This window comes from Agrobacterium sp. 22117 (assembly GCF_052045735.1).
Lineage (GTDB): Bacteria > Pseudomonadota > Alphaproteobacteria > Rhizobiales > Rhizobiaceae > Agrobacterium > Agrobacterium cavarae.
Map to the genome: position 1 here is coordinate 646,608 of NZ_JBQEPP010000001.1, position 16,507 is coordinate 663,114.

At 58.5% G+C, this 16,507-nt stretch carries 17 protein-coding genes and 1 pseudogene; 4 read left to right on the forward strand and 14 right to left on the reverse strand.

Annotation, left to right across the window (positions count from 1 at the left end):
• Positions 1-26 precede the first annotated feature (26 nt).
• From ACTJKV_RS03035 to ACTJKV_RS03045, 3 genes are read right to left on the reverse strand one after another with little or no spacing between them, the layout of a single operon-like run.
• A complete protein-coding gene (locus ACTJKV_RS03035; protein WP_440598439.1) occupies positions 27-590 on the reverse strand; it encodes a biotin transporter BioY in 564 nt (187 codons plus the stop codon).
• Positions 577-1,218 carry an energy-coupling factor transporter transmembrane component T family protein gene (locus ACTJKV_RS03040; protein ID WP_440598440.1) on the reverse strand — a complete coding sequence of 214 codons (642 nt, stop codon included), beginning with the start codon at positions 1,216-1,218 and terminating at the stop codon, positions 577-579. Before ACTJKV_RS03040 ends, ACTJKV_RS03035 begins: the two co-directional genes overlap by 14 nt.
• Entirely contained in the window at positions 1,215-1,895 is a 681-nt protein-coding gene (locus ACTJKV_RS03045; protein ID WP_440598441.1) for an energy-coupling factor ABC transporter ATP-binding protein, read from the reverse strand. The genes ACTJKV_RS03040 and ACTJKV_RS03045 overlap by 4 nt, the downstream gene beginning before the upstream one ends.
• A gap of 112 nt (positions 1,896-2,007) precedes the next feature.
• Here ACTJKV_RS03045 and ACTJKV_RS03050 point away from each other — a divergent pair, with 112 nt between their 5' ends.
• Complete coding sequence (locus tag ACTJKV_RS03050) at positions 2,008-3,252, forward strand: winged helix-turn-helix domain-containing protein (RefSeq protein ID WP_440598442.1); 1,245 nt, start codon at positions 2,008-2,010, stop codon at positions 3,250-3,252.
• Here ACTJKV_RS03050 and ribB read toward each other — a convergent pair.
• The 3 genes from ribB to ACTJKV_RS03065 form a co-directional block, all read right to left on the reverse strand.
• A complete protein-coding gene (gene ribB, locus ACTJKV_RS03055; protein ID WP_062425907.1) occupies positions 3,236-4,336 on the reverse strand; it encodes a 3,4-dihydroxy-2-butanone-4-phosphate synthase in 1,101 nt (366 codons plus the stop codon). The two genes, ACTJKV_RS03050 and ribB, sit on opposite strands and share 17 nt — an antisense overlap.
• Positions 4,337-4,350: 14 nt before the next feature.
• Entirely contained in the window at positions 4,351-5,448 is a 1,098-nt protein-coding gene (aroC, locus tag ACTJKV_RS03060; RefSeq protein WP_440598443.1) for a chorismate synthase, read from the reverse strand.
• A 131-nt stretch (positions 5,449-5,579) separates the two neighbouring features.
• Entirely contained in the window at positions 5,580-7,943 is a 2,364-nt protein-coding gene (locus tag ACTJKV_RS03065; RefSeq protein ID WP_274103919.1) for an EAL domain-containing protein, read from the reverse strand.
• Between the two features lie 318 nt (positions 7,944-8,261).
• Between ACTJKV_RS03065 and ACTJKV_RS03070 the strand changes: the two genes are divergently transcribed.
• Positions 8,262-8,522, forward strand: a complete 261-nt coding sequence (locus ACTJKV_RS03070; protein WP_062425904.1) for a DUF1344 domain-containing protein — start codon at positions 8,262-8,264, stop codon at positions 8,520-8,522.
• A 319-nt stretch (positions 8,523-8,841) separates the two neighbouring features.
• Here ACTJKV_RS03070 and ACTJKV_RS03075 read toward each other — a convergent pair whose 3' ends face one another.
• The 4 genes from ACTJKV_RS03075 to ACTJKV_RS03090 form a co-directional block, all read right to left on the reverse strand.
• A complete protein-coding gene (locus tag ACTJKV_RS03075) occupies positions 8,842-9,450 on the reverse strand; it encodes a histidine phosphatase family protein (RefSeq protein ID WP_274103918.1) in 609 nt (202 codons plus the stop codon).
• A 94-nt stretch (positions 9,451-9,544) separates the two neighbouring features.
• A complete protein-coding gene (gene fabI, locus ACTJKV_RS03080) occupies positions 9,545-10,363 on the reverse strand; it encodes an enoyl-ACP reductase FabI (protein WP_062425901.1) in 819 nt (272 codons plus the stop codon).
• Positions 10,364-10,494: 131 nt separating this feature from the next.
• The gene (locus ACTJKV_RS03085; RefSeq protein WP_062599670.1) at positions 10,495-11,613 is read right to left on the reverse strand and encodes a DnaJ C-terminal domain-containing protein; all 1,119 of its coding nucleotides are present in this window, start codon (positions 11,611-11,613) and stop codon (positions 10,495-10,497) included.
• A gap of 212 nt (positions 11,614-11,825) precedes the next feature.
• Positions 11,826-12,275, reverse strand: coding sequence for an RT0821/Lpp0805 family surface protein (locus ACTJKV_RS03090; RefSeq protein WP_082479170.1), 450 nt, complete (start codon positions 12,273-12,275; stop codon positions 11,826-11,828).
• Positions 12,276-12,332: 57 nt separating this feature from the next.
• Here ACTJKV_RS03090 and pdxH point away from each other — a divergent pair, with 57 nt between their 5' ends.
• Both pdxH and ACTJKV_RS03100 read left to right on the forward strand, forming a co-directional pair.
• Positions 12,333-12,953: a pyridoxamine 5'-phosphate oxidase gene (gene pdxH / locus ACTJKV_RS03095; RefSeq protein WP_062599446.1), complete on the forward strand. Its 621-nt coding sequence runs from the start codon at positions 12,333-12,335 to the stop codon at positions 12,951-12,953.
• Between the two features lie 168 nt (positions 12,954-13,121).
• A complete protein-coding gene (locus ACTJKV_RS03100) occupies positions 13,122-13,433 on the forward strand; it encodes a MazG nucleotide pyrophosphohydrolase domain-containing protein (protein WP_274103916.1) in 312 nt (103 codons plus the stop codon).
• On the opposite strand, the gene ACTJKV_RS03105 is transcribed toward ACTJKV_RS03100, so the two are convergent.
• The 4 genes and pseudogenes from ACTJKV_RS03105 to tldD form a co-directional block, all read right to left on the reverse strand.
• On the reverse strand, positions 13,430-14,104 hold the full coding sequence (locus ACTJKV_RS03105) for an HAD family hydrolase (protein WP_062599671.1): 675 nt from the start codon (positions 14,102-14,104) through the stop codon (positions 13,430-13,432). The two genes, ACTJKV_RS03100 and ACTJKV_RS03105, sit on opposite strands and share 4 nt — an antisense overlap.
• A 9-nt stretch (positions 14,105-14,113) precedes the next feature.
• Positions 14,114-14,551, reverse strand: coding sequence for a bleomycin resistance protein (locus ACTJKV_RS03110; protein ID WP_112359393.1), 438 nt, complete (start codon positions 14,549-14,551; stop codon positions 14,114-14,116).
• A gap of 26 nt (positions 14,552-14,577) precedes the next feature.
• Positions 14,578-15,080: pseudogene (locus ACTJKV_RS03115) on the reverse strand (GrpB family protein).
• A gap of 9 nt (positions 15,081-15,089) precedes the next feature.
• Positions 15,090-16,505 carry a metalloprotease TldD gene (gene tldD / locus ACTJKV_RS03120; protein WP_062599450.1) on the reverse strand — a complete coding sequence of 472 codons (1,416 nt, stop codon included), beginning with the start codon at positions 16,503-16,505 and terminating at the stop codon, positions 15,090-15,092.
• Between the last annotated feature and the right edge of the window lie 2 nt (positions 16,506-16,507).

Here is a 16,507-nt window from a genome sequence, read left to right on the forward strand (position 1 = left end):
ACTCCTGAAACGCGTGAAGGTTTGGATTATGTCCGCTGCGGCAGCAACGGATAGCCAGCTATGACCGCGCGCCCGGCAAGGGCTGCCAAGACGGCCTTGATCAGGTCACCCGGAATGAAGGCCATGGAGCCGATGAACGCTTTGCTGAAACCGATACCGGTTGCGAAAGCGAGATAAGTGATGCCGAAGGCATAAAGAACGACGACGCCACCAGCGACACTGGCGAGGAAAAAGCCAATGCCTTGCGCTAGTGCGGGCTGGCCCGCTTTGACGAAGCGCTCGGAAAGGGTGCCGGTGACGAAAGCGGCGGCGATCCAGCCAATCAGATAGCCGGTGGTCGGGGTGGTGAAGATCGAAAGGCCACCTCTGCCGCCGGACAGCACCGGAAGGCCGATCGCCGCAATCAGGATCGTCAGCAGCACGGCAAGGGTGCCTCGCTTTGCGCCAAGGACGACGCCGGCCAGCATAACGCCCAGCGACTGAGCCGTGATTGGAACCGGAATGATGCCGAGTGTAATGGGCGGCAACAGGCCAAGCGCAATGATGATGGCTGAAAACAGCGATATCAGAACCAGGTCACGGGTCGTCATGGGCATCTCCCTTTTGTCTGAGTGAGGTTTGACCTCTGAAGCCGCGCGCGTCAATGGCATCCGCAATCGCGTCGGCATCCTTCAACGTCATTATGATGAGTGGGACGAGTATGCTTTTGAGCTTTATACGGCTGCCGCGTGCGCGGTGTGCATCGCTCAACGTGCGATATCGGCTGACGATCTCGGGGACGAAGCGAACCACAAGGCCAACCGCGAGGCCCACATCGGCTGCCTTTGCCAGGCCGAGCTTCTCAAACGGGCGAAGGGCATGTGTGATCTCGTCCATGAATTGCGAGATGCTCACACTTGCGGTTACGGCGGTCGCCAGCAATGTCAGAGCGCTCAACCTCAAAAGCGTGACGGTGGCATCCATCGCAGGGATCAGCAGGAAGCTGAACGCGGCGATGATCGCGATCGTCAAAAAGACCGGGCGAAGGCGGGAGATCGTTTCGCGCAACCCCAGCTGCGCCTGCCAGAGAATGAAGCCTGCCAGAATGACCGCAATGCAAAGGATCAACGGATCACGCGTGAGGAACAGGCCGGCGCTGAAGGCTGCCAGCGTCAACAGCTTCACGCGGGGCGAGAGCTTGTAGAGCCAGCCCGTTCCCTCGGCGTAAAGGCTTCTCATGAGAGCGCGATCTCCCGGTACCGGGCAATCACCTCTTCCGGCTCGCCATCCAGAACAAGCGTAGCCTGATGAAAGAGCAGAACGCGGTCGAACGTTTCAAGCAGGGGCAGGTCATGGGTAATGACGACCACATCCTGCTCCAAACCGAGGATAGTCCGCTCCACCACCGCGCGGTTCTTCAGATCGAGCTGGTTCGTTGGCTCGTCCAGGATCAGGATGTTTGGGCCGGTGATAGACAGCGCCGCAAGCGCTGCAAGCTGCAACTCGCCACCCGATAATTCATGGGCACGGCGATCTGAAAGATGGGCGATGCCGAAACGCTGCAAGCTCGCCGCCACAGCCGCATCGACAGCGATTTTGCCGACGCCGCGGTTCTTCAGTCCAAACGCAATATCGTCGCGAATGATCGGCAGGATGATCTGGTTTTGCGGGTTCTGGAAGACAAAGCCCACCTGTTTCAAGACAGCATCGGCATCCGTGATCGTATCGAGCCCATTGACGGTGACCCTGCCGGTGCTGGGCTTGGTGAGGCCGTTGATCAATCGGGCAAAGGTGGTCTTGCCCGAGCCATTCAGGCCGATCACGCCAATGCGTCGCTCTGACAGCGAAAGATCGAGCGGCGCAAGCGCTGTTCGCCCCTCGAAGGTCACACTCGCATTCTGGAACTGAATGTCCACGCCGTTTCCCTTATCTTCCCTCGCGCTTCTATAAACACAAAGACGCCTTGGCGAAATCAAGAACAAAAAAAGAACATTGATTTCGAAGCAGGAGACTTCTAGAGTTCAGGGCATGGCGATTCTGGTTTCCAACGAAGCAGCACGGCGTATTTTCCTGGCGAGACAGGGCCTTTCGGCACCGCCGAACAGGGCGCTGTCGAAGGATGGATTGCTCGAACTTATTACGACGCTGGGCTTCGTGCAGGTGGATAGCATCGCCACGGTGGAGCGAGCCCACCACCAGATCATTTTTTCCAGAAACCAGACCTACAAGCGGGAGCATCTGACCGCGCTCCTGGAAAAAGACCGAACGCTTTTCGAGCACTGGACGCATGACGCGTCGATCGTTCCGACAGCCTTTTATCCCTATTGGAAACATCGGTTTCGTCGCCGCGAGCCGATCATAGAGGAGCGCTGGCGTAAATGGCACGGGGAGGGGTTCGATTCCGCCTTTGAGGAAACCTACCGGCATATTGCGGAAAACGGTGCAGTCATGTCGCGCGACATGAAGGCAGAGGATCATCAATCCGGTGGCTGGTGGAACTGGCATCCTTCCAAGACGGCGCTTGAATATATGTGGCACACCGGTAGGCTTTCTATTGCCCGCCGTGTGAACTTTCAGAAGGTCTACGATCTTTCAGAACGTGTCATTCTGAAAGAGCATTACGAGCGGGACGTCAGCCACGAAGGGTTCATCGATTGGGCCTGCCGTGAGGCGCTGTCCCGGCTGGGCTTTGCGACATCGGGAGAAATTTCCGCTTTCTTCGATCTGGTAACGCCCAATGAGGCGAAGGACTGGGTGATGTCTCACCGGGACGAATTGGTCGAGGTTTCGCTGATCTCTGCCAATGGCGCGAAGGAGCGCGCGTCCTATGCCTTTTCGAGTTTCGCAGATGAGATGGAGGCGGAGGCGTCACTCGAGCCGCCGCAGCGGGTCCGGGTTCTCAGCCCCTTCGATCCGCTGTTGCGCAACCGCGCCCGTACCGAACGCCTTTTCGGTTTCTTCTATCGTATCGAAGTCTTCGTGCCGGAGCCGAAGCGCCAGTATGGCTACTATGTTTTCCCACTTCTCGAAGGCGACCGCATGATCGGACGCATCGACATGAAGGCCGAGCGCAAGAACGGTTCGCTCGACGTCAGAAGGCTCTGGCTGGAAAAGGGCGTGCGACCGTCATCCGGTCGGCTGGAAAAGCTGGATGCCGAGTTGAATCGGCTGGCAAAATTCACCGGCGTGGAGAGTGTGCGGTATCTCGATGGCTGGCTGGCAGGCCCGGACGATACCGCGCCTGCCGGTTTTGCAATTAGCAAAGCTCCGTAGAAGCAATCTTGATGCCGAAACCTTCCAGGCCGACATAGTGGCGTTCGCGCGTGGTCAAGAGCTTGATGGAGCTGATGCCGAGGTCTTTCAGGATCTGCGCGCCAAGCCCGATTTCCAGCCATTCTTCTTCGCGGGAACGCGCCTGTTCGTGCGATTCGTCCGCATCACGCGACTTGCGCCGGCCCTCGACCTTGCCAACGCCGACCGAGCCCTCGCGTAGATAGACGATGACGCCGCGGCCTTCTTCAGCAATCTTCTGCATGTAATGGCGCACCGGCTGCTTGCTGCCGAAAATATCGTCGGCCACGTTTTCCGGATGCAGGCGGACGGGAATGTCTACGCCATCACGAATATCGCCGAAGATCACCGCCATATGCTGCATCGGATCCCAGGGCAGGGAATAGGTCTGCGCCTTGGCCGGACCGAAAGGCGTGTCGATGGTGACCTGACTTTCCATCTCCACCAGCGTTTCCTTGCGCTGGCGGTAGGCGATCAGGTCGGCAACCGAGACCTGCTTGAGACCGTGGGTTTCGGCAAAGCTCGAAACCTGCGGACCGCGCATGACGCTGCCATCGTCATTGACGAGCTCGCAGATGACGCCGATCGGCGGCAGTCCGGCAAGCTTGCAGAGATCGACAGCTGCTTCCGTGTGACCGGAGCGCATCAGGACCCCGCCTTCGCGTGACACCAGCGGGAAGATGTGGCCGGGACGGGTGAAGTCCGCGGGGCCCACATTGGGGTTGGCAAGATTACGCACCGTCAGGGTGCGATCATCCGCCGAGATGCCTGTCGTGGTTCCGTGCTTGAAATCGACGGAGACCGTGAAGGCAGTCGTATGGGCGCTGTCGTTCTCGGAAACCATGGCGTTGAGGTTCAGCCTCTTGGCTTCCTCGCGCGGCATGGGGGCGCAGACGATGCCGGAGGTGTGGCGCACGATGAAGGCCATCTTTTCACCGGTGCAATGCACCGCGGCAACGATGAGATCGCCTTCGTTCTCGCGCCCGTCATCATCCATGACCACAACGATCTCGCCTGCCTCGAAGGCGCGGATCGCTTCAACGACGCGTTTCTGATCGTATGCCATGCTGTTTCTCCTGTTTATTTCAGTCTGCCGGTCTGGCCGCGGTCGCGCAGGTAATGGTCGGCCACAGTGCAGGCGACCATCGCTTCGCCGATCGGAACGGCGCGAATGCCGACGCAGGGGTCGTGACGGCCCTTGGTCCGGACATCGACATTATTGCCATCGGCATCGATGGACTGGCGTTCGGTGAGGATCGAAGAGGTAGGCTTGATGGCAAAGCGTGCAACGATCGGCTGACCTGTCGCAATGCCACCCAGAATGCCGCCCGCGTGGTTCGACAGGAAGAAGGGCTGGCCGTCATTGCCCATGCGCATCTCGTCGGCATTTTCCTCGCCGCTGAGTTCCGCAGACGCAAAACCTTCGCCGATCTCGACACCCTTGACGGCGTTGATCGACATCAGATTGGAGGCGATATCCTGATCGAGCTTGGCGTAGATCGGCGCACCGATGCCTGCCGGAACGCCCTCGGCGACCACTTCTACCACAGCACCGATGGAAGAGCCCGCTTTGCGGATCGAATCGAGATAGTCCTCCCAGATCGGCACCATGTCGGGGTCCGGGCAGAAGAACGGGTTCTCGTTGACCTGTGCCCAATCCCAGTTGTCGCGGTTGATCTTGTGCTTGCCGATCTGCACGAGTGCTGCGCGAACGGTCATCCCCGGCACCACCTTGCGGGCAAGGGCGCCGGCTGCCACCCGTGCCGCGGTTTCGCGTGCAGAGGAGCGCCCGCCGCCGCGATAGTCGCGAATGCCGTATTTGAGATCATAGGTGAAATCTGCGTGGCCTGGACGGTAGCGCTTGGCGATCTCGCCGTAATCCTTGGAACGCTGGTCGGTGTTTTCGATCAGCATGGAAACCGGCGTGCCGGTGGTGATCATGGTCTCGCCGTCCTCATCCAGCATCACGCCGGAAAGGACCTTGACGATGTCATCTTCGCGTCTTTGCGTGACGAAGCGGCTCTGGCCAGGCTTGCGCTTGTCCATCCAGGCTTGCACTTCCGCGAGCGTGAAGCGAATGCCGGGAGGGCAGCCATCCACCACACAGCCCAGCGCCGGACCATGGCTTTCGCCCCAGGTTGAAACGCGGAAGAGGTGACCGAACGTGTTATGCGACATGACAATAAAACCAGACCAGGCAGCGTTTCCTATAAAGAGACGCGAAATTTACAAAAATGCGCGGTCATCTCCTTAGTGGAAAATACCTGGAAGGCAAAAGCCTTTCTTTGATCGGAATAGGGCCGCCTGCATCAGGACACGCGACGCAGTTCCTGTTGCATGGCATAGGCTGAAAATTCTTGAGCCGGTAGAGGTGCGGCGAAGGCATAGCCTTGCAGGATATCGCAGCCCATGTCTTTCAGCATAGCGGCATGTTCCATCGTTTCCACGCCTTCAGCGACGGTCTCGACACCAAGCGAGCGGGCAATATCGATGATGGAACGGACCAGCGCCCGTTCCTGCGGCGAACCGAGGATTGGCATGACCAGCTGACGGTCGATCTTGAGGCGCTTCGGCTTGAGGCGCAGCAGGCTGATGAGCGAGGTATGTCCGGTGCCGAAATCATCAATCTCGATGTCGATGCCGAGCTCTTTGACCTGGTCGAGATTTTGAACCACCTGCTCGTCGCTGTCGTCGAGAAAGATGGATTCGACCAGTTCGAAAACGACTTCGCCGGGCATGATGTAAAGCTGGTGGAGGCTTTCGAGCAACTGGGCGTCGTGCAGGCGACGGATTGAAACGTTGACCGAGACGCGAGGGATTTCCAACCCCTTCAGGCTCCATAGCCGTCTGTCTTGCAGGGCGCTCTGCAACGTCAGGCGGTCGAGCGCCTGAACGACGTCCAGCTCTTCCGCGATACCCAGGAACTTGTCCGGCGTCAGCAGGCCGCGTGTCGGGTGACGCCAGCGGACCAGCGCTTCCATGCCGGCGATCTCGCCGGTTCTGGCGCAGAGTTGCGGTTGGTACCAGGTTTCGAATTCACCCTTCTCCAACCCCGCCAGGATTTCGTCGGCAGTGCGCTTGTGATTGACGATCTCGGCCTGAAGATTTTGCGTGAAGAACTCGTAGCGGTTCCGGCCCATGGCTTTGGCGCGGTAGAGTGCGAGGTCGGCGTTGATGAGGATCTTGCGTGCATCATTGTCTTGGGCGTCGCCAAAGGCGATGCCGATCGAGACACCGCATCGACATGTGAACCCTTGAAAATCGAAGGGATGCTGGAAAGCCGCGATGATGTTCGACGCTATGGATGTGACGATGTACTTGTCCGTCACCTGAGAGACGAGGATGACGAACTCGTCCCCGCCAATACGGGCGATGACGCCGGCATCGCCCACATTGAGGCGAAGGAGTTCTGCTGCCCTGGCCAGTGTTGCGTCGCCTGCTGCGTGCCCCAGCGTGTCGTTGATCTGTTTGAAGCGGTCGAGATCAAGGTGGAGGATGGCAAAACGTGCCCGGCCAGCCGCGACAGGTGAGGACGTCAGATAGTCCAACTCCAGATCCAGCTTTCGCCGGTTTGCGAGCCCGGTCAGTGGATCGTGCAGCGCGTTGTGTTCGATGTGTGACTTCGCCTCGATCAGCTCCGCATTGCGTGCCTCGGCCTCTTCTTTTGCGGCCTTCAGCTCGTCGGCAAGGCGCACATCTGCGGTGATGTCGAAAGCAATGCCGATGACCTTGCGAAGTCCATCCCGGTCAATATGGATGCTGCCCACGGAGCGAACGTAGCGCACCTCTCCATCTTGAAGCAGCACGCGCTGAATGCTGGAGAAGGGTTCGTTGTTGGCCGCGCATCGGTCGGCGTCCGCAGACGCCTTCTCCCGGTCATCTGGATGAAGACAGTTCAGCCACGTCGCTCGATCTGTATAGCCGGTTGTATAGTCCAGCCCATAGAGCTGGTGCATACGGCGGTCCCAATAGGAATGGTCGGTCGAGAGATTGGCTTCCCATATGCCACAATTGTAGGATTGGAGCGCGAAGTCGAGCCGCCGCGACAGTTCCATGAGATCGTGTTCACGGGAAGACAGTTCCTGAAGCGCAAGCTCGAGTTCGGCGTTCTTCACGTGACTGCTATAGACGGAGTTCTTTAGTGTCTCGGCCACCTGCATATCCGAGGTGACATCCCAGATGATCCCGCTCGTGTGACGCGCGCCATCCGCTGTGCTGTAGTTTGAGCCTGCCGCTCGCAGATAGCGTAGTTCGCCAGAGCGCAATTGGACCCGGTAGACTTCGGAGTGGGTCTCCTCTCCCTGAGTACAGCGGGTCAGAAAGTCCGTGATCTTTACTCGGTCTTCCGGAACGACCGCTTCCAGCCATCGTGATAGAGAAAATTCGTTCTCCGTCGTCGGATAACCATGCAGTCCCGCGGCCCGCCCATCAAGGTAGCATGCGTCGTCACCATTCAGTTCCCAAAGGCCAATATTGGACGAATCCATCGCCAGCTTGAAGCGTTGGGAGAGTTCGAGAAGCTTGCTCTCGCGAATGTGGATCATTGTCAGATTGTGGTTTCGCTCGGCAACCAGAAGCAGAATGATCGTCAGAGGCAACGCAATCCAGAAGGACGCTGGGTCGATAAAGTAGATCAGCGCAAGCGATACTCCCGCCGAAGCTCCAAACAGCATCTTTTTCCGTGTGCTCTTCTCGCGGACACTACGCGAAAATGTCGATGCTGATGCCACGTCGGAGAGTCCTCAGTCCATGCCTGGAAAACAATTCTTGCGGACAACTCTAAAAGATAATCTAAAACAAATAGTATAGCAGGCCGCGCGCGCTGGTTTTCACGGCGCCAGGTACAAAAAAAGTCTAAGCGCTTGATATTGGTTAAAATCCATTCACCAATTATACCGAAATTGACATTGTTACGGGCAAATTCCGCCACATTCGGGAGAGAAATCTTGTCGCATGCAAAACTCGTAAAGAGCCTGAAGGAGGCTAGAACCATGCGCTTGATGATTGCCGCACTTTTAGCCACTGCAAATCTGTTTGCCCCTCTGAACAGCTTTGCCCAGAGCGTCGATGTCGAGTCGACCATCAGCAAGGTCGACGTGAAGGGCCTGAACATCACACTTGCCGACGGCAAGAATTACAAAGTGCCGGAAGAGTTCAATTTCGAAGGCCTGCAGCCCGGCGTGAAGGTCCTGGTGTTCTACACCGAAGTCGACGGTAAACGCGTCGTGGACGATCTCGAAGTCGTGCAGTAAGCCTGTGTCGCGTTCAGGCCGTTGCTTTGGTTAGGCTGTTAAACCAAGCACGGTTTACTTCGGCATTTCCAACTATCGCAAGCGTTGGGCACGCAGATCCGACATCAATTTTGGCGCGTCGGTCAGTTCGAAACCCGTCCTGTATTCCACTCGCGCTTCGGATGCGGGGAGGCTTGCCCAATCGGCGCCCGACAAGGAGCTTCGGTTCCTTGGCAAGATTGCATGGCCCAAGCAAAACTGTGCAGCGCTTTGCGATAACGAATGCGACAGAAGAAGGACCTAAAGCGTAAGGAGCGAATCTGAAAGATCGCAATACGCTTTAGACGGTCTCCCTGACATCGACCCATTCGGCCAGATTCTTGTCGGTCTCGACCTTTAAGATCTTGTCTTGCGGAATGGGAATCTCGGCCGCTTCGTCCTTGTCCATACCGGAGACCAGCCGGAACATGCTGCGGATCACGCCGCCATGGCAAACACAGATGGTCTTGCGCTCGACGGATGAAAGCCAGGCGCCGATGCGCCAGGACAGGATTTCGTAGCTTTCGGCGTTCTGGCCCGGCGGAATAAAGTCCCACTTTGCAGCTTTCCGGGCCCTGACGCGGTCGGGAAAGGAAAGCTTGAGCTCGGGCAGGGTGTAGCCTTCCCAATCACCGAATGACACTTCAACGAGTCGTTCGTCGGTGCGGTAATCGGTGGGGTCGAGGCCCATGGCACCGCGCAGAAGTTCCATCGTTTCACGCGTGCGGCCCAAGGGGCTGGCCACGTAGTCGAAGTCTGGGGCTGTCGGGCCGAGGATGGCGGAGAGAGTTTTGCCGTTGCCGACGGCTTGGGAGCGGCCGAAGTCGTTGAGCGGAATGTCCTTTTGGCCCTGAAGCCTTCTGATCGCGTTCCAGTCTGTCTGTCCGTGGCGGATAACATAGACCAGCACTGCACACCCCTGCTTTTTTAGCTCTGTCCTTTAAAGACGTGACGGCGCCGCACGTCAAAAATGAGGCGGCGCCAATCGTTATCGCTGAACAATGTTAGTCTTTTACGACGGAAATATCGGGCGCGTCTACAGCCTTCATGCCGATCGCGTGATAGCCCGAATCCACGTGATGCACTTCGCCGGTCACGCCGGTGGAGAGATCAGACAGCAGGTAAAGCGCGGACTTGCCGACTTCCTCGATGGAAACGGTGCGCTTCAGCGGTGCGTTATACTCGTTCCACTTCAAGATATAGCGGAAATCGCCGATACCGGCGGCGGCAAGCGTCTTGATCGGGCCGGCGGAGACGGCGTTGACGCGAATGCCGCGATTGCCGAGATCGACTGCCAGATAGCGCACGCTGGCCTCGAGCGCTGCCTTGGCGACGCCCATGACGTTGTAGTTCGGCATGACTTTCTCGGCGCCATAATAGGTCAGCGTCACCATCGAGCCACCGTCATTCATGATCGGCTCGGCGCGCTTTGCAACGGCCGCCAAAGAATAGACGGAGATGTCCATGGTGCGGTTGAAGTTGTCGCGGCTCGTGTCGAGGTAGCGACCCGTCAATTCGTCCTTGTCGGAAAAGGCGATGGCGTGCACGACGAAGTCGATCTTGCCCCAATGCGCTTCGAGATTCGAGAAAACGGTATCCAACGTTTCGAGATCGGTCACATCGCAATGGCCAGCCATGAAGGCGCCAAGTTCCTGAGCGAGAGGCTCAACGCGCTTCTTCAATGCGTCACCCTGCCAGGTGAAGGCAAGTTCGGCACCCGCATCGGCACAGGCCTTGGCAATGCCCCAGGCAATCGAACGATTGTTTGCGACGCCCATGATGAGACCGCGCTTGCCAGCCATCAGGCCGGATGTCTGAGCCATGTAATGCTCCCTCATATTCCAAAATGATCCTGCCTATGGCATAGGCAGAACCACTGTTCAAGAAGGCCTCAGATCATCTCATGTAAGGGATCGTAACAAAGGGTGCGTTGTTCACCGCTTTCACGGAGTGGTCACAGGTAAAGGCCTTCGCGCATGTGGCGCATCAGATCTGTTACTTTAGCATCCGGTGTTTCAAGCAGCACGATCCGCAGCTCGACGACAAGATCGCCAAAGGTGCCATCGTCCTTCTGCAAGCCTTTTCCAGGCACATGAATAGCCTTATCCGAACCAGACCAGGCCGGTACCGAGAGCTGCTGTTCTCCACGAGGCGATTGAACCTTGGCCTCGCAACCGAGCACTGCATCGGCCAGTGCAATCGGTAGGCTCGTGTGGATATCGTAGCCCTTCACGGTGAACGCGTCGTCGCGTGCGGTCAAAACGGTTACGACGAGATCGCCACGTGGTGCGTCCGGCAGCTTGAGGCCCTGACCCTTCAGCCGAACCACATGTCCATCCGTAGCTCCGACCGGCAATTGGAAGCGCACGTCGCGCTCGTCTGGCATGCGGAGCGTCACCTGCTTCTGAGCGATAATATCGCTCACGGTTACGATCGCTTCCGCCGTCATGTCGGGGGCTTTCTCCACGACCGGTGGAGCCGGTTTGAAGCGCCGGATAAGTGCATTGAAAAAGCCGAACGCAACAGAGTTTCCGGCTTCCGCCGTCTCCTGAGCGGATGCGTCTTCGGCAGATCCAGCCACACCGCTCTTGCCCGAGTCCACGCCGCCCTTCACCTTGGCTTCGGCGCCAAAGATACGCTCCAGCATATCCTCGGGCGTTTCCGGCTTGGTGCTTCCGCTCGTCGCGTTGGCCGAAGGACCTTCTTCGCTTTCGGCGGTCGCTTTCTCGTTGCGCGCCTGCGCCCGAGCCAATTCTTCCATCAGCTTCTCGGCGGCCTTTGCACGTTCGGCAGCCTGGCGGGCGGCCTCACGTGCGGCTTCCCGCTTCTGCATGATGGTTTGTTCTCGCTGCTTGCCGTCCGAGGCCCGGCGCGCCTGGTCATAGAGACCGCGCTTCTTCGGGTCCTTCAACAAATCATAGGCCTGACCGATCTCGGTGAAGCGCGCGTTGGCATCCGGGTCATCGCGATTGTGATCGGGATGAACGGTCTTCGCCTTGGAACGCCAGGCGGCCTTTATCTCGTCCGAATCGGCATCGCGCTTGACGCCGAGAATAGAATAGGGATCACGCATCCGAACCACCAGTTACGCCCGAGACTGCAGCCGCCTGTTGAAGCGACCTGAAACAGAAGAAACTCGAGACCTGAACGTGCCAACCTTCGAAAATGTTGCACGATCAGTGTCTTGAACTGGATGGGACTGTGGCAAGAAGTTGCTAACCAGACCTTTACACACGCATGACTGAGCGTGTCGCAGGTCTCATCTCGCAGAATAAGGTAAATGCTTTACTTCTGATCGAAGCGGGTCATCAGCCATTCGCCTGTCTCAGAAAGGCAGGCTTGCCCGGTATAGCTCGCCACGCCCTCGAAGGAATGGCGCGTGGTATTGAAGTTGCGGCAGACGAAGCCCGTCGTTCTGTCTTCGCGGATTGCTGTCACGACACCGGCACTGCCGGTCGCTGCATTCGCCCAGGGAACGGGAGATTCGGCAACCTTCACCAGGTCGGCAGATGTCACGGCATTGCGAATGGTGGCATCATCGGAGAGCGCCGGCTGGGTCGGCTGGTTTGGCACGGAGGCCGTGGAGAGCGAGCGGTCGACTTTTTCGCCGCCGAAAAGATCAAGGCTGACACAGCCAGTCAGTGCAACGGCCAGAAAGCCGGCGGCAAAAACATTGACGACCGATGACAGGAAGCTCTTTGTGCGACTGTTCGACTTTGCTATGACGATCACCATCTCTTACCCAGAACTCATCTCTGGTACGCAAATCAGCTTTGGAGCATTTTATTCAATATGTCGGAATCGGGGTTAACATCTAGTGACTTCACGGAAGAAAATGAACCATTTGCGCTTTTCGCCGAATGGTTGCGTGATGCAACCGCGTCGGAGATAAACGATCCGAATGCGGTGGCGCTTGCTTCTGTGGATGAGGACGGAATGCCGAGCGTGCGAATGGTGCTGCTGAAGGCGGCAGACGAACGCGGCTTCGTGATCTACACGAATTTTGAGAGCCGCAAGGGGCACGAGCTTCTTGGGCAACAGAAAGCCGGCTTGTGCTTCCACTGGAAAAGCCTGCGCCGACAGGTGCGTGTTCGTGGGCTGGTAGAGGTGGTGTCGGACGAAGAGGCGGATGAATATTATGCTTCGCGCCCGCGCGGCAGCCGCATCGGTGCCTGGGCTTCCAAGCAGTCCCGACCTCTGGAAAGCCGATTTGCACTTGAAAAGGCGGTGGCGGAATACACCGCCAAATATGCGCTGGGTGAAATCCCGCGTCCGCCATACTGGTCTGGCTTCCGCATCAACCCGCTGACCATCGAATTCTGGCACGACCGGAAATTCCGCCTCCACGACCGGGTGGAATTCCGGCGTGAATCCACCGACGCCCCATGGACGAAGGTCCGCATGTACCCCTAAGCGCCGCGCGTCTTGTTGGACGCACAAGGGGATGCGTCATCTTTCTAAATTGGCGCGTCGTGCTTTCCGAAAATCGGGTCCGATTTCGGCCCGATGCTGTAAGGGGAATGGCCGTCGACAGTGGCGGGCGAATCGTGGTCAGTGTCGCGTGAACGAAGGGGGAACGTGATGCTGGCTGACCTGATGCAAAAATTCGAGAAAGCTTCGGCGTCCTATGCTGCGTCAAACAGTATCGAGCGTGATTCTGACTGGTTCATGCTGAAGCTGCAGGAAGAGGTCGGCGAGGTGACGCAAGCGTGGAACCGCTTGACGGCGCGTGGTCGGACGAAGGGCAAAACACCAGAGGAAATGAGGCAAGACCTTTCCGATGAAGTGGCAGACCTGCTCGGCCACGTTCTTCTGCTTGCCCGTCACAACCAGCTGGATTTGATTGGTTCGATCGAACGCAAATGGCGCTTCGACCCAGCTTCTATCGACTAGCCGAGCGTCCTTTCATCACGAAGCAAGGCAGCGACCTCCGACAGGCCGGAGCAGATCGCAACGCACGTCTCCCGCATCCGCTCGGTGGCAGGCGCGACATCCGGCACCATCACCGTCATCATCCCGGCGGAGGAGGCGGATTGAACGCCGTGATAGGAATCTTCCAGCGCCAAGCATTCCGCAGGATCGACGCCAAGACGTTGGGCAGCGGTTAGATAGGGCATGGGGGAGGGCTTCGGCTCGGTATAATCCTCGCGCGCCACGATGTGATCGAAGCGAGCCAGGAGATTATGAGGCCCAAGATGTCGATTGACGGATTCGTGCCGGGATGAGGTGGCGATGGCGCGCGGCAGCTTAAGATCGTCCAGCAGGTCGAGCATCGTCACGACACCGGCCTTTAGTTCTACGCCGCCGGCCATGCTGACGGCCAGATGACGCAGCCACGCGTCACGAAACGCATCCATTGGAAAATCAGCGCCATGTTCGGCAATGATCGTGCCGCTGATGACATCCCAGGGACTTCCGCAGACACGTTGGTACAGTTCGACCGGCAAATCGTGCCCGCCATCCTGCGAAGCCGCCAGGAAGGAATCGCGATAAAGCGTCTCGGTGTCGATCAGAACGCCGTCCATATCGAAGACGACCGCTTTGGGCATGCGAGGCAGTGTCATGTCCATCCCTTACCCGAACCGGAAGACGCGTTCGCCGAGGCTCTCGAATGGGCGAATGAGATAGCCATCCGGATCTGGGACGACGAACTGCCGGTTACCGACCTCAGTCTCCCCTTTGCGGTACCATTTCTCTTCAAGCGGAAGAAAAAGTGGCACGCGCGCAAGCTCCAGCCTGTCGAGGATGGGTTGAAGGGACGGGACAGCGAGTTGCAGGTTCATGCCCCGTCCGAAGGGGAAGTGGATTGGCGCATTCTCCTGCTCGAAGGTGCGTCCGGCGCCGATCTGGTCGATCATCAACTGGGCGTCGCCGAGCGCAAGATAGGTGAAACCTTCTTCCGGTCGCTCATAGACGACATGAAAGCCGATCAGGTCACAATAGAATGTCCGGCTCTTGTGCCAGTCCGTGACGGCCAGTTCGGGAACGAGTGCATTGGAAACGAAGGTCATCTTTTCCTGATCGGGGGAGAGGGCGCTTAGGGCGCGGATGCGGGGGACGTGTCGGTATTCAGCGTCTCGCGAATGAAGTCGGACTTGGCGCGGGTATAGGCATCGCCATTGTCCGTGTATTGCTTGGCGAGAGCCATCTTAAGCGTCGCATAGTGATTGGCAAGAGAGGGGTTCTGGCGAAGGATATCACGGAAACGCAATCTGTTCTGCTGGGTGAGGCTATTGGGCGGGCAAAGATAAACGCGCAGACCCGGCAACGGATCCCGAAGCATAAAGGCAAACACCCCGTCATCGCGGCGAGACCCGCGCGGCTCGAGGCCAGCGGCTTGCATGCGCGCCCTGCCGTCTTCCATCTGCGTGGAATGTTTCAGAACAACGTCGATATCAATATAGGGCTTGGCGGCGTGCTGCCGACATGCTCGATGCCTTCGGTAATCTCGCCCAACAACGCTTCGAGACGGTCTTGGGTCTCGCGATAGAGGCGCGGCCAATCAGCATTATAGGGAACGATCTTGACGAGCGTCCCCATCTGCAGACCTCAGGCCTTGGTGCCGCCGACCGTGATCTGGTCCATGCGTAGATGCGGCTGGCCAACGCCAACCGGCACCCACTGGCCGGCCTTGCCGCAATTGCCGATGCCGGTGTCGAGCTTCATGTCGTTGCCGATCATCGTCACACGCTTCATCGCATCCGGTCCGTTGCCGATCAGCATGGCGCCCTTGACCGGCGCGCCGATCTTACCGTTCTCGATGAGATAGGCCTCCGTGCAGCCGAACACGAATTTGCCCGAGGTGATGTCCACCTGGCCACCGCCGAAGGAGACGGCGTAGATGCCCTTCTTGACCGACGCGATGATCTCGTCCGGTGTCTTGTCTCCGCCGAGCATGTAGGTGTTGGTCATGCGCGGCATAGGAACGTGGGAATATCCCTGGCGGCGTCCATTGCCTGTCGCCGTCATGCCCATCAGCCGGGCGTTTTGACGATCCTGCATATAGCCGACAAGCTTGCCGTTTTCGATCAGCACATTGTAGCCGGACGGCGTGCCCTCGTCGTCCACCGTCAGCGAGCCGCGACGGTTGTCGATGGTTCCATCATCCACCACTGTGACGCCAGGTGCTGCGACCATCTCACCAAGCAGGCCTGCGAAGGCCGATGTCTTCTTGCGGTTGAAATCACCCTCGAGACCATGCCCGACCGCCTCGTGCAGCATGACGCCGGGCCAGCCGGAGCCGAGCACGACATCCATTGTGCCGGCAGGCGCGTCGATTGCCGTCAGATTGACCAGCGCCTGGCGCAGCGCCTCGTCAGCGCCCCGCTGCCAGTTCTCGGTTGTAATGAAATCACCGAAGCCGACACGTCCGCCAATACCGTAGGAACCGGTCTCCTGGCGATCGCCTTCACCGGTGACCACGGAGATATTGATGCGTGTCATGGGGCGAACGTCACTGACGCGGTGCCCATCGGCGCGCAGAATATCGACGATCTGCCAGCTTGCCGCAATCGATGCCGTCACCTGGCGAACCTTGGGGTCTTTGTCGCGCAGATAGGTGTCGATCTCGGTCAGAAGCTTGACCTTTTCCTCGAAGGAGGGCGAGCCGATCGGGTTTTCGTCGCCGTAGAGCTTCTTGTTGGTGCGCTGGGGTGCCGCCGCATAGGAGCCGGAGTAGCCCTTGGTGACGGCGCCGACCGCATCGGCTGCGCGTTGCAGCGCGGCAGTCGAAAGCTCGCCCGCATGGGCGTAACCGACCGTCTCGCCGACAACGGCGCGAAGGCCAAAACCCTGATCGGTATTGAAACTGCCGCCTTTCAGGCGGCCATTGTCGAAGGTGAGCGATTCCGCCTGGGCATGTTCGACGAAGAGTTCGCCGTCATCGGCGCCTGCAAGGGCGTCCGCGACGCGGCTCCGCAAGGTCCCCTCATCGCAATCGAAAAGCGTCAGAAGGTCTTGGGTCATCG

What these genes read in the sequence shown, in the direction of transcription:
- ribB (WP_062425907.1), bottom strand. Translation starts at nt 4,336, where the DNA reads ATGGCATACGATCAGAAACGCGTCGTTGAAGCGATCCGCGCCTTCGAG.
- ACTJKV_RS03090 (WP_082479170.1), bottom strand. Translation starts at nt 12,275, where the DNA reads ATGGTGATCGTCATAGCAAAGTCGAACAGTCGCACAAAGAGCTTCCTG.
- pdxH (WP_062599446.1), top strand. Translation starts at nt 12,333, where the DNA reads ATGTCGGAATCGGGGTTAACATCTAGTGACTTCACGGAAGAAAATGAA.
- ACTJKV_RS03100 (WP_274103916.1), top strand. Translation starts at nt 13,122, where the DNA reads ATGCTGGCTGACCTGATGCAAAAATTCGAGAAAGCTTCGGCGTCCTAT.
- ACTJKV_RS03070 (WP_062425904.1), top strand. Translation starts at nt 8,262, where the DNA reads ATGCGCTTGATGATTGCCGCACTTTTAGCCACTGCAAATCTGTTTGCC.
- ACTJKV_RS03040 (WP_440598440.1), bottom strand. Translation starts at nt 1,218, where the DNA reads ATGAGAAGCCTTTACGCCGAGGGAACGGGCTGGCTCTACAAGCTCTCG.
- ACTJKV_RS03065 (WP_274103919.1), bottom strand. Translation starts at nt 7,943, where the DNA reads ATGCTGTTTGGAGCTTCGGCGGGAGTATCGCTTGCGCTGATCTACTTT.
- ACTJKV_RS03035 (WP_440598439.1), bottom strand. Translation starts at nt 590, where the DNA reads ATGACGACCCGTGACCTGGTTCTGATATCGCTGTTTTCAGCCATCATC.
- ACTJKV_RS03085 (WP_062599670.1), bottom strand. Translation starts at nt 11,613, where the DNA reads ATGCGTGATCCCTATTCTATTCTCGGCGTCAAGCGCGATGCCGATTCG.
- aroC (WP_440598443.1), bottom strand. Translation starts at nt 5,448, where the DNA reads ATGTCGCATAACACGTTCGGTCACCTCTTCCGCGTTTCAACCTGGGGC.
- ACTJKV_RS03105 (WP_062599671.1), bottom strand. Translation starts at nt 14,104, where the DNA reads ATGACACTGCCTCGCATGCCCAAAGCGGTCGTCTTCGATATGGACGGC.
- tldD (WP_062599450.1), bottom strand. Translation starts at nt 16,505, where the DNA reads ATGACCCAAGACCTTCTGACGCTTTTCGATTGCGATGAGGGGACCTTG.
- ACTJKV_RS03110 (WP_112359393.1), bottom strand. Translation starts at nt 14,551, where the DNA reads ATGACCTTCGTTTCCAATGCACTCGTTCCCGAACTGGCCGTCACGGAC.
- fabI (WP_062425901.1), bottom strand. Translation starts at nt 10,363, where the DNA reads ATGGCTCAGACATCCGGCCTGATGGCTGGCAAGCGCGGTCTCATCATG.
- ACTJKV_RS03050 (WP_440598442.1), top strand. Translation starts at nt 2,008, where the DNA reads ATGGCGATTCTGGTTTCCAACGAAGCAGCACGGCGTATTTTCCTGGCG.